Here is an 11,125-nt window from a genome sequence, read left to right on the forward strand (position 1 = left end):
CCTCTTTTAACTTATTCTATAAAAACGGGGCTATATGAGCCCCGTATCAATCTTAAATCACAGGAAATTTATTTCGTATTTAATGCTCTAATACGGCTTGATAAAGAGTAAAGGCGAATAAAGCCTGCTGCATCTTTTTGGTCATAAACGTTGTCGTCACCAAAGGTCGCGAACTCTTCTGAATATAAGCTATTTGGAGAGCGCTTTTTCACTACACTTGCTTTGCCTTTGTAAAGCTTAACGACCACTTCACCGTTAACTAATTGCGCTAAAGATTCTGACGCGGCAATTAACGAATTACATAATGGAGTGAACCAGCGTCCGTCATAAACAAGGTGAGCCATTTGTGCGCCAATTTGCTCACGCCACTCACGGCTTGTTTTATCAAGCACTAGCTCTTCGATTGCGCGCAGGCCTGCAAACATCACTGTTCCGCCTGGGGTTTCATAACAGCCACGAGACTTCATGCCTACTAAACGGTTTTCGGTAATATCGATACGACCAACACCGTGCGCTGCAGCTAATTCATTTAGCTTCATTAGTGCGTCGTATGGCGACAGTGCAACATCATCAACATGAGTAACACGGCCATTGGCAATGGTTAGCCCAACATACTCAGGGGTATTTGGCGCATCTTCTGGTGCCACTGTCATGGTCCATACTTCTTTGCTTGGCTCATTCCACGGATCTTCTAACTCACCGCCTTCATGAGAGATATGCCAAGCGTTGGCATCACGGCTATAAATCTTAGTCGCTGATGCTGTGGTTTCAATATTTCTTTCAGCAAGGTAATCAAGTAAGTCTTCACGGCTCACCATTGACCATTCACGCCAAGGGGCAATAACGGTTAAATCAGGTGCAAGTGCGGCAAAACAACCCTCGAAACGTACTTGATCATTACCTTTGCCGGTACAACCATGACATACCGCATCAGCGCCAACTTTACGGGCGACTTCTACTTGCGCCTTAGCAATAATAGGACGCGCCATTGAGGTGCCCAGTAAGTAGGTACCTTCATAGATAGCACCTGTTGCAATGGTCGGATAAATATAATCAGCCACCAGCTCTTCTTTTAAGTCGACGATGTAGCATTCTGAAGCACCTGATGCGATGGCTTTTTCATGTAAGCCTTCAAGTTCTTCTGCACCTTGACCAACATCGGCGCAAAAGGCGACAATTTCACAATTATCATAGGTTTCTTTTAGCCATGGGATAATCGCTGAGGTGTCTAATCCACCCGAGTAAGCTAAAACGACTTTTTTAATATTTGCTTGTGCTGTAAGTGACATGGTAATTCCTAACGTAATTCGTTTATAAAAGCTCGCTAACGCCAGCTGATGAAAATATGATTTATTAACCTAACAAAGTAACCAATACGGCGTTTTGTGCATGCATTCTGTTTTCAGCTTGCTGGAGGATAAGTGAACCTTCACCATCCACCACTTCTGCTGTTGCTTCCACTTCACGGTAAGCTGGCAAACAATGCATAAAGTAATTGGCACCCACCTTATTCATTAATTCACTATTAACTTGATAAGGCTTAAATTTCGCTTCAATTTCGGCCATTGAAGTATTGTCGCCCATTGAGATCCACGTATCTGTGTATATGGCATCTTGCGGGCCCATTTCACTCACATCCGAGGTCAAGATAAGCTTGCCACCATGTTTGGCAGCCAAGGCTTGTACTTCACAGACAATGTTGCCGTCAGGGAAGTGACCTGGCGGGCAAACTACAGTCATGGTCGCACCTAAGATAGCAGCTCCATACATCAAAGAGTGTGTCACATTGTTACCATCACCTAGGTAAGCTAATTTCACCTTGCTTACATCATCAAACTTCTCTGATAAGGTCAAAAAGTCTGCTAAGCCTTGGCAAGGATGATATAAATTACATAGCGCATTAATCACCGGAACTGATGCATGTTCAGCCAGACCGGCAATAGTTGTATGCGAAAAGGTTCTCGCCACAATCGCATCTGCCCAGCACGAAATGTTGGTCGCAAAATCAGAAACTGGTTCACGTTTGCCTAAGGCACCATTTTGTTGATCAAGATAAACTGAATGACCACCGAGCTTGTTAATACCGATATCAAAACTTACTCGAGTACGTAGTGATGGCTTTTCAAATAACATCACCACACTTTTGCCTGCCAGCGCTTGATTGTAATCAGCTGGATTTGCTTTAATTTTTTTTGCCAAAGCCAGTAAGTCTAATAGCTGGGTTTGCGACAAGTCTTTAAGTGATAATAAGTGTTCCATTAGCTTTGCTCCTAAGGCTGAATTTGAGTGCCAACGGATTGTCCGTTAGTTAATGCAATTAATTGTTGAGGTTGTTTCCATGAGGCGACCTGTACGGCTTTGCCCATCCATTGAGCGACCTCTAATGCCGCTTCAACTTTTACTTTCATGCCTTTTTCAATCACCCCTTGCTCCACAAGCGAGCTAATTTGTTGTTGATCTAATTGGGCAATTAACTCGCCTTTAGCATCAAGTACACCGGGTACGTCTGACAATAACACCAGCTGACCGGCAACGAGTTTAGCTAATGCGGTAGCGGCTTGATCGGCGTTGACATTCAACATATCGCCCGCTGGCGAAATCGCGATTGAACTGCAAATAGGTAACCAGTTTTGTGACAGTAAGTAATTTAAATAACTTGGATCATTAGGCGACACTTCACCCACTAAACCTAACTTTTCATGTTTAATTTTGGCATTGACGATATTGCCATCAGCCAAGCTCATCCCCACACTGACGATGCCAGCTTTAATTGCTGCGGCCTGTAAAATTTTATTCGATGTGCCCGCCAATGCGCCCACCACAATCGGGATCTGATCAGCAGGGGTAACACGTAAGCCCTCAAGCTTAATGGTTTGCTTGCCATTAGCTTCAAGCTGTTCATCGACCAAGCAACCACCGCCGTGAACAAAAATCACTTTCTGCCCTTGTTGCATCATTTCAGCAACTACTGACATTAACTCTGCCATGCCAGACTCTGATTGCAACAGCGCGCCACCTACTTTAAGTACGATAACAGGGTTGGTATTAGACATAATCAAGGCTCCTGTTATAGACCGAAGTGAATATTAATGCACTGCAGGCCTTGGCTTGCTGCGCCTTTCATTAAATTATCAATGGCGCTAGCAACCACTAGGTAATTGCTTTGCGGGTCAAACTTCCAGCCCACTATACAATTGGGTGTTAGCACCACATCATCGACTTTAGGAAATTGGTTATGCTTGACGCTCACCAGTGGCGAGTCATCATATACGCCATAAGCTTTAGCAATGTCAGCCTCTGTAGTACCCGCTTTAAGTTGCACGGTAATGGTGGCTAAAATACCACGCTTGAAATTACCTAAATGTGGGGTAAAGATAACTTCTTGACCCAGTTGGGTGGCAATTTCAGGTTGATGTCTATGCCCTAATACACCATAGGGCGTTAAGCTGACTTCACAAAAACTGGTATGCAATTGGGCTTTTCTGCCTGCGCCGGTCACGCCACTTACTGCGTTAATAACAGGGTAAGCATCAGTTAAAAAAGGTTTTAATGGTTTTAGCGCTGTGAGTGATGCCGTTGGATAACAACCTGGCACAGCAATCATTTTGCTATTAGCAATAGCTTCAGCGTTCCATTCTGCTAGGCCGTAAACCGCATCAGCCAGCACTGCTGCTTGAGTATGTTCAAAGCCATACCATTTAGGGTATTGGGCGGTATCAGCAAACCGATATGCGCCACTTAAATCAAATACTGCTAAACCTTGGTTATAAAAGAATGCGGCTAATTCCAAACTAACTGAATGCTCTGTTGCTAGTACCACGGCGTCAGCTTGATCAACGATGGCTTGTTTAGCTTCAGCCGATAACGGTGACAGAGGAATTTGAATGTGTTGATAACTCGGGTATAGATCTGCTAATAACCGGCCTTTATCTAGGCTGTTTTCAGAAACATATAAGCCTTGGATCGATAGTGATGCTTGCGCATCAATAAGAGCGGTGATTTGTGCTCCGGTATAACCACTAGCACCAATTATTGCGATTTTTTTCATTATGTTGTCATCTTTAAGTCAGTAAATTATTAATTTTTATTTGAAATATGAGCAGGGTGCTCGAGATTAAAACTATCGTCGAGAATAGTTTACCTTGGGATCTGTTACAGTGAATTGAATCGCAATTACATACATATCTATAGTTCTTAAATATTTATCAAGTTATGGTGAATTCCTTAGCTGTTTGCTAGACTAACATAAAACATTACTTATGCAATAATAATGAATGGTTATTTAATAAAATATTTATAAAAGGCCCTTATGAACTCACTACCAGAATTAAAAGATGCTTTTAAACAGTTGATTGCACTACCATCAATCAGTGCTTTAGAAGTAGAGCAAGATATGAGTAACCATGCAGTTATTGCACTGCTACAGTCTTGGTTTAGCGACATGGGCTTTGATTGCACAATTAGTACTGTCGCTGATAGCAGAGGTAAGCAAAACCTTGTCGCCACCATTGGTTCTGGCAAAGGCGGCTTGTTATTAGCTGGCCACACCGATACCGTTCCCTTTGATGAAGGTCGTTGGAGTCAAAGTCCGTTTGAATTAACTGAGAAAGACAATCGCTGGTATGGCCTAGGCACCTGCGATATGAAAGGCTTTTTTGCCTTGATCATGGAAGCGTTAAAAGACATCCCATTAACTGAATTGAAGCGTCCATTACATATTTTTGCCAGCGCCGATGAAGAAACGACCATGAATGGCGCTAAGGCCTTTGCTGAATCAACAGCTATCGCACCAGATTATGCCATTATCGGCGAGCCAACTAGTTTAAAGCCGGTGTATATGCATAAAGGCCATTTAGCCCAAGGTATTCGCGTTATTGGCCGTAGTGGTCATTCTTCAGATCCTGCTCGTGGGCTTAATGCCATCGAGATAATGCATCAAGTCACGGGTCAGTTAATAAAGCTTAAGCAACATTTAAGTGAAAACTACCGAGAAGATGCCTTCAGTGTCCCCTACCCAACCATGAACTTTGGCCATATTCACGGCGGCGATGCTGCCAACCGTATTTGTGGTTGCTGCGACTTACACCTTGATATTCGTCCACTGCCCGGTATTGAACTCGCGGATTTAGAGCTAATGGTCATTAACTATCTCGCGGATATTAATAAGCAGTATCCTGGCAGTATTGAAGTTCGCACCTTATACCCAGGCTCTGAGTCATTTGCAGGAAAAGCTGATAGCTATTGGACCAAGCTGGTTTCTAAGCTGGCTAATAGCCAAGCTGAAGTGGTCAATTATGCCACTGAAGCGCCTTATATAAATCAATTAGGCTGCCAAACCCTAGTACTTGGCCCTGGGAGTATTAATCAAGCCCATCAGCCCGATGAATATATTGGCCTTGAATATTTAACCCCTACGGTTGAGCTCATTAAAAAGCTGATTTATCAGGCTTGTATTAAATAACAACAAGCAGGTTAATGGCTTTTGAATTTATCTCATCAGCCATTGACCAAGCCGTTGTCGCTCGCTATTGTGCTAAAGCTTATGGAAAAATAGTCACCGCTTATTAAGTAACTTATGGAGTAATTATGGCAGATCAAACCGCCGATATGTATGCATCCTTGCGTTCTAATGTCAGCAACTTAGGACAAATTTTAGGTGATACTATGCGCGATCACCTTGGTGAAGGTTTTCTCGAAAAAGTCGAGCAAATTCGCATTCTGGCTAAAGAATCCCGCCAAGGAAATGCAGACTCACGCCAACAGATGCTCACTTTACTCAACTCACTTCCTGATGAAGAATTAGTCCCGTTTGCCAAAGCCTTTAACCAATTTCTTAATTTGGCCAACATTGCTGAGCAATTCCATACCATTAGTCGTAATTGTGATGAGCTTGTATGTACACCGGATCCCGTAGAGCAGCTACTTGGACGAATGCTTAACAGCAGCTCCGATGAACAAGAAGTCATTCATTGCCTTGAAAACCTCGATATCGATTTAGTACTCACAGCACATCCCACCGAGATTTCACGCCGCACCCTCATTCAAAAATACTCTGCAGTGGTTGATTGCCTGACAGAGCAAGAAAATCAGCAACTAACCGAGCGAGAAAGAGGCCAATCTCATTTACGCTTACGCCAGCTCATCGCACAAATATGGCATACCAATGAAATTCGTCATGACAGGCCAACCCCTGTTGATGAAGCTCGCTGGGGTTTAAGTACGATTGAAACATCATTATGGCAAGCAGTACCCGATTTCTTACGTCAGCTCAATGATCATGTCCAAGCTAAAACCGGTAAACAGATTTCAACAGATATATGCCCAGTACGTTTTTCTAGCTGGATGGGCGGAGACAGAGACGGCAATCCATTCGTTACCTCAGTCGTCACTCAAGAAGTATTACTACGAAATCGCCATGCTGCCGCACGCTTATACCTCAAAGATATCGTTAAGCTGATTAATGAATTATCAATGGAAGATGCCAGTGAAGAACTCATGGCATTATCCAATAACAGTAAAGAGCCCTACCGTGATGTGCTGCGAGATCTACGCAACAAGTTACGTAATACCATCGACTACTTAAATATCCGCCTTGAAGGCCAGCAAGTCGATATGACACCTGATGATATCATTTGGGAACTTGAAGACTTAAAGCAACCATTAGAGCTGCTTTATCGTAGTTTAATGTCATCCGGTATGCGCCTTATCGCCAACGGATTATTGTTAGATATTCTCCGCCGTATGGCCTGTTTTGGTATCCATATGCTCAGGCTGGATATCCGCCAAGATGCTGAACGTCACAGCGACGTCATTGCCGAGCTAACACGCTACTTAGGCCTTGGTGACTATGATCACTGGGATGAAAACGAAAAGCAGGCGTTTTTATTACGAGAGCTAACAGGTCGAAGACCGCTTATTCCAAGTACTTGGCAACCAACGGCTGACGTACAAGAAGTGCTTAACACCTGTAAACTGGTTGCAAGTCAACCAGCGACAGCACTGGGATCATATGTTATTTCAATGGCAAGTAAGCCATCAGATGTATTAGCGGTGCTGTTATTACTTAAAGAAAGTGGCTGCCAGCATCCAATGCGCGTAGTGCCATTGTTTGAAACATTAAGTGATTTAACCACAGCAGCTGATTGCATGACTCAACTGCTTAATATTGACTGGTATCGCGGTTACACCAAAGGCATGCAAGAGGTGATGATCGGCTATTCTGATTCAGCCAAAGATGCCGGCGTAATTGCTGCAGCATGGGCGCAATATCATGCCCAAGAGCAACTAGTAGCAGTATGTAAGAAAGCAGATGTAAAACTGATGTTGTTCCATGGTCGTGGTGGCTCAATTGGTCGTGGCGGCGGACCAGCTCATAAAGCAATTTTATCGCAACCTCCGGGGTCTGTGGATGGCCGAATCCGGGTCACCGAGCAAGGGGAGATGATCCGCTTTAAGTTCGGCCTACCTAAAGTGGCCGTTCAAAGCTTGGCTTTATATACCTCAGCAGTTATGGAGGCAACCTTACTGCCGCCACCAGAGCCTAAACAGCAATGGCGCGACTGTATGCAGCGCTTAGCAGATGATTCAGTTAAAGCCTATCGTGGCATCGTCCGTGAAGAGCCTGATTTTGTGGCTTACTTTCGCGCAGCGACACCTGAAGTTGAACTAGGTAAACTGCCATTAGGGAGTCGCCCAGCAAAACGTCGTGTCGATGGCGGCATTGAGAGTTTACGCGCAATCCCATGGATATTTGCCTGGTCTCAAAACCGCCTAATGCTACCAGCATGGCTAGGCGCAGGCGAAGCACTACAAGCCGCGTCACAAAGAGGTGAAGCTGATTTACTCATAGAAATGGAGCAACAATGGCCGTTCTTTGAAACCCGTGTTTCGATGCTTGAAATGGTATATATGAAAGCGGAGCCAAACCTTGCTAGTTATTACGATAGCTGCCTTGTCCCTGATGAGTTAAAACATTTGGGCATAAAGCTGCGCGCCAGCCTACAATTAGGTATTGATGAGGTATTGTCATTAACCCAATCAGAAGAGTTAATGGCGCATACGCCTTGGAACCGCGAGTCTGTTAAGTTACGTAACCCGTATATTGACCCACTCAACTTTTTACAAGCTGAATTACTCGCTCGTACCCGTAATGAAGAACAGGCATCTAAACAAGTTGAACTTGCACTGATGTTAACCATTGCTGGCGTCGCAGCAGGAATGAGAAACACTGGCTAATGCGCATACTTAAATGTGGTTTAGGTTTACTAATGCTATTACTGACTGGCTGCGCCGCTCAGTACAGCATTAGTGAGTCTGAAGTTGAAGATTACCTAAATAACGAGATGCATTATGAAGTCTCCCAAGGTAACCAAGTTTTTGGGCTTCAACTTAAACTCAATGATATGGAAGTAGAATTGGGCCACAAACCCAATACTATCGCGGTCACAGCCCAAACGAGAATGGCCGTTAAAAACCCTTTCAAATCTATAGAAGCAGATCTTGTGACAACATTTGAGGCTGAGCCTTGGTATGACGTTGAAACCAAAAGCATCTATTTAAAGAAGTTAGATTTGGTTGAGGTTAAATCCACCCCCGCAGATATTGAAAAAATGCTTTCATCAATCACTCCACAGTTAATGATGTTTCTTAGTACTTTTTTAGCATCACAACCTGTCTACGTGCTGGATGAAAATGATTCTAACCAAGCAATGATGGCCTCAATCACCAAAGAGATTGAAGTGCAAAAAGGCAAGATTGTCATTAAGTTTTAAAGCTTAATGATTCAACTGATACTAAAAAGAGTAGCAATATTATTGCTACTTTTTTTATATAAAGATAATACGCTCAATTACTTATCAAATCGTTTGATTGATGGGTAATCAACAATAACCGCTTCATCTAATAATGCCCTGCGTAACATGTCATAGGCAACAGCTGCGCTTAAAGTGCGCACCAAACTTCGTGATCGACTGGAGACTTTAATCATCTGACTATATACCGCATGCTTAGTCGCCAGCGCAATGGCCACTGTCCCAACAGGTTTTTCCTCTGAACCACCATCAGGCCCAGCGATACCACTGGTCGATAAAGCATAGTCACTATCTAAAACCTCTCTAGCGCCTTTAGCCATCGCCTCGACTGTTTGAATAGAAACCGCGCCGTAATCATCTAAAATTTGTGGGCTTACGCCTAATACTTTGACTTTCGACTCATTGCTATAGGTTACTAAACCATGATGCAAATATGATGAGCTACCTGCAAAATCAATTAACTGGCTTGTTACTAAGCCACCAGTACAAGACTCGGCAACACTTAAACTAAAACCAGATTGATATAAACATTGATGGATCTCTGCTGCAAGTGTGGGCTTGTCATCAGCGACCACTGCAGTACCGAGAATCGCTTTGACTGCTTGAGTTACGCTTTGAAGTTGACTAATTGCCTTATCGCCACGAGCAAATATTTTAATCTCAATATGTGGCATAGAAGAGCGGTAACCTAAGGTGACACCATCAGGCAAAGTTAAATCCGCTAGGCTATCAGCTAAAGAAGACTCCCCATGCCCTATGGTAAGCAGTTTTTTTAGCGAAGTGTTTTCACTAGCTTTAAATTCAGCCTTAATAAAAGGAATAAACTGCTCGGTGATCATGTGCTTTAATTCAAAAGGAACACCGGGAGTAAAAAATAACCACGCTTTATTTAACTTAACTCTAAAACCACATGCTGTGCCAACAGGATTATCAATCATTACTGCAGACTCAGGTAACCAAGCCTGTTTAAGGTTACTCTTGGCCATCACACGGTTGTTACGGGAAAACCATTCAATTAATTTCTCTCGCCATTCAACATTCTCAACTAAAGGCTCTCCCTTAGCTAACGCCATCGCTTCTGCTGACATATCATCACTGGTTGGCCCTAAACCGCCGTTAACAATAATCACATCGGCATGATGGCTTCTATCAATAAATGCTTGAACAAGATCATCTAAGCGATCACCAACAGTGATACGGTACTGCATTTCAATACCTAACTCCATCATGGTATTAGCAACCCAGGCAGCATTAGTATCTATAATCTGGCCAGATAGCACTTCTTCGCCAGTACAAATCATCTCTAGTTTCATTCTTATCCCTAAAAAGCCTGCCTTGAAAGAAACAACAAGCAAGATTAAATCCGCAAAATAACCTACAAGATAGCTTACCATCATGATAGCTGCATTACGTTACTGATATTTAATACTGTATTAGGTTGTTTTAAGTTCAACTTGTGTACTCAACAGCTTCTTAAGCGCAATATTGATTGAAGCTAGCGCCTTAAATCTCAAACACAATAAAGTCTGACTCTTAAGTAATTGGCTAATTATGCTATTTAGAAAGATTAGGCCGTTAACTTAAATCTGGTTATACATTGGCTTGCTGCCCACATCAATATTTAAAAGAACATGGCTAAATACTTCAACTATCAGGATTTGTTTTATTAACATCCCAAAACCTAAAAATCCCTAACTCGGTGAGGAAGGGATTATTGATAACTTTTGCTGTTACTTGTAAAAATAATAAAAATCAGGCTGGCTATGGTCCACTTTCACATAGACATTCACCCACGCTCACTGCTCACAATATTATCTAGCAGCTAATGACTCAAGCTATCACGGTCAGTGAGTTATTTTATTTTGCCCAAAACGAAAACAGCCCTGACTATTAAGTCAGGGCTTTATCGACTCTCTAATGAGAGACATTCGGAACTTAGCGAAGTTTATTTGCGGATAAATCCTCAGCGCTGCATGTCTGTATATATGTTGCTTTATAAACACAGACATTACAGCCTACTTTCACATGGCTTTCACATGGCATATGACGCTCAAATGACAAACACAAAAAAGCCCGTTACATCAGTAACGGGCTATCTGCTCTCTTTAAAAGAGAAATTAGGCGCTTGGCGATGACCTACTTTCACATGGGGAGACCCCACACTATCATCGGCGCGATTGCGTTTCACTACTGAGTTCGGGATGGGATCAGGTGGTACCACAATGCTATTGTCACCAAGCAAATTCTTGCTTTATCTACCGCAAATGCAGTAAATAATAATTCGGAAATCTGATAACTCTTTCGAGATTTTTTGA

At 42.9% G+C, this 11,125-nt stretch carries 8 protein-coding genes and 1 rRNA gene; 3 read left to right on the plus strand and 6 right to left on the minus strand.

Going from position 1 to position 11,125, the window contains the following annotated elements; all coding sequences use genetic code 11:
- Positions 1-68: 68 nt before the first annotated feature.
- The 4 genes from BM739_RS14965 to argC all read right to left on the minus strand — a co-directional run bounded on the left by BM739_RS14965 (position 69) and on the right by argC (position 4,048).
- Positions 69-1,289 (minus strand): argininosuccinate synthase, encoded by a 1,221-nt coding sequence (locus BM739_RS14965; protein WP_076542000.1) that lies wholly within the window; start codon positions 1,287-1,289, stop codon positions 69-71.
- A 64-nt stretch (positions 1,290-1,353) separates the two neighbouring features.
- Complete coding sequence (locus tag BM739_RS14970; protein WP_076542002.1) at positions 1,354-2,259, minus strand: ornithine carbamoyltransferase; 906 nt, start codon at positions 2,257-2,259, stop codon at positions 1,354-1,356.
- Between the two features lie 11 nt (positions 2,260-2,270).
- Positions 2,271-3,053, minus strand: coding sequence for an acetylglutamate kinase (argB, locus tag BM739_RS14975; RefSeq protein ID WP_076542004.1), 783 nt, complete (start codon positions 3,051-3,053; stop codon positions 2,271-2,273).
- A gap of 14 nt (positions 3,054-3,067) precedes the next feature.
- Positions 3,068-4,048, minus strand: coding sequence for an N-acetyl-gamma-glutamyl-phosphate reductase (gene argC, locus BM739_RS14980; RefSeq protein ID WP_076542006.1), 981 nt, complete (start codon positions 4,046-4,048; stop codon positions 3,068-3,070).
- Positions 4,049-4,309: 261 nt separating this feature from the next.
- Between argC and argE the strand changes: the two genes are divergently transcribed.
- From argE to BM739_RS14995, 3 genes are all read left to right on the plus strand, one after another.
- Positions 4,310-5,461, plus strand: a complete 1,152-nt coding sequence (gene argE, locus BM739_RS14985) for an acetylornithine deacetylase (protein WP_076542008.1) — start codon at positions 4,310-4,312, stop codon at positions 5,459-5,461.
- Positions 5,462-5,586: 125 nt separating this feature from the next.
- Positions 5,587-8,235 (plus strand): phosphoenolpyruvate carboxylase, encoded by a 2,649-nt coding sequence (gene ppc, locus BM739_RS14990; RefSeq protein ID WP_076542010.1) that lies wholly within the window; start codon positions 5,587-5,589, stop codon positions 8,233-8,235.
- Positions 8,235-8,771, plus strand: a complete 537-nt coding sequence (locus tag BM739_RS14995) for a DUF1439 domain-containing protein (protein ID WP_076542012.1) — start codon at positions 8,235-8,237, stop codon at positions 8,769-8,771. Before ppc ends, BM739_RS14995 begins: the two co-directional genes overlap by 1 nt.
- A 77-nt stretch (positions 8,772-8,848) precedes the next feature.
- On the opposite strand, the gene BM739_RS15000 is transcribed toward BM739_RS14995, so the two are convergent.
- Together BM739_RS15000 and rrf are read right to left on the minus strand one after the other, a co-directional pair.
- The gene (locus tag BM739_RS15000; protein ID WP_076542013.1) at positions 8,849-10,123 is read right to left on the minus strand and encodes a CinA family nicotinamide mononucleotide deamidase-related protein; all 1,275 of its coding nucleotides are present in this window, start codon (positions 10,121-10,123) and stop codon (positions 8,849-8,851) included.
- 810 nt (positions 10,124-10,933) lie between these two features.
- A 5S ribosomal RNA gene (gene rrf / locus BM739_RS15005) occupies positions 10,934-11,049 on the minus strand.
- Between the last annotated feature and the right edge of the window lie 76 nt (positions 11,050-11,125).

The sequence above is a fragment of the Shewanella sp. UCD-KL21 genome, assembly GCF_001957135.1.
Classification (GTDB): Bacteria; Pseudomonadota; Gammaproteobacteria; order Enterobacterales; family Shewanellaceae; genus Shewanella.

Excerpts from the sequence above, each read along its gene's own strand:
- ppc (WP_076542010.1), top strand. The coding sequence starts at position 5,587 with ATGGCAGATCAAACCGCCGATATGTATGCATCCTTGCGTTCTAATGTC.
- argB (WP_076542004.1), bottom strand. The coding sequence starts at position 3,053 with ATGTCTAATACCAACCCTGTTATCGTACTTAAAGTAGGTGGCGCGCTG.
- argC (WP_076542006.1), bottom strand. The coding sequence starts at position 4,048 with ATGAAAAAAATCGCAATAATTGGTGCTAGTGGTTATACCGGAGCACAA.
- BM739_RS14995 (WP_076542012.1), top strand. The coding sequence starts at position 8,235 with ATGCGCATACTTAAATGTGGTTTAGGTTTACTAATGCTATTACTGACT.
- argE (WP_076542008.1), top strand. The coding sequence starts at position 4,310 with ATGAACTCACTACCAGAATTAAAAGATGCTTTTAAACAGTTGATTGCA.
- BM739_RS14965 (WP_076542000.1), bottom strand. The coding sequence starts at position 1,289 with ATGTCACTTACAGCACAAGCAAATATTAAAAAAGTCGTTTTAGCTTAC.
- BM739_RS15000 (WP_076542013.1), bottom strand. The coding sequence starts at position 10,123 with ATGAAACTAGAGATGATTTGTACTGGCGAAGAAGTGCTATCTGGCCAG.
- BM739_RS14970 (WP_076542002.1), bottom strand. The coding sequence starts at position 2,259 with ATGGAACACTTATTATCACTTAAAGACTTGTCGCAAACCCAGCTATTA.